Origin of the sequence: Vibrio sp. 10N.261.51.A3 (assembly GCF_041471965.1) — a bacterium.
Taxonomy (GTDB): domain Bacteria; phylum Pseudomonadota; class Gammaproteobacteria; order Enterobacterales; family Vibrionaceae; genus Vibrio; species Vibrio crassostreae_C.
In genome coordinates this window covers 1-236 of sequence record NZ_JBFRPK010000017.1, presented here as the reverse complement: position 1 = coordinate 236, position 236 = coordinate 1, and the positions used below count along the sequence as shown (strand labels likewise).

Sequence of the window (236 nt, the reverse complement as noted above, 5' to 3'; positions counted from 1 at the left end):
CCTTCTTCAAAAAAAATCCGAACCCATTTATTGACACTGGTTCGACTGACTTTGAGAGATTTTGCAATTTGTGTACGAGAGAGGCCGTCTTTAAAGTGTGCGAGCGCAAGTAAACGCATCTTCATCTGAATGGTTTTTTGCTGGCTCGCAAGCTTTTTGAAGTCAGTGTTATTAAGGCTATCCATGGCTAAATTTCACAATAATTCATCAATCTTAATTAGATCACATTTTTACTT

Annotated in this window: 1 protein-coding gene; it reads right to left on the bottom strand. The window is 37.3% G+C overall.

The window, feature by feature from the left end:
* On the bottom strand, positions 1 to 185 hold a 185-nt coding region (locus AB4371_RS04415; RefSeq protein WP_017068015.1), incomplete at its 3' end, for a helix-turn-helix domain-containing protein.
* Positions 186 to 236: the final 51 nt, after the last annotated feature.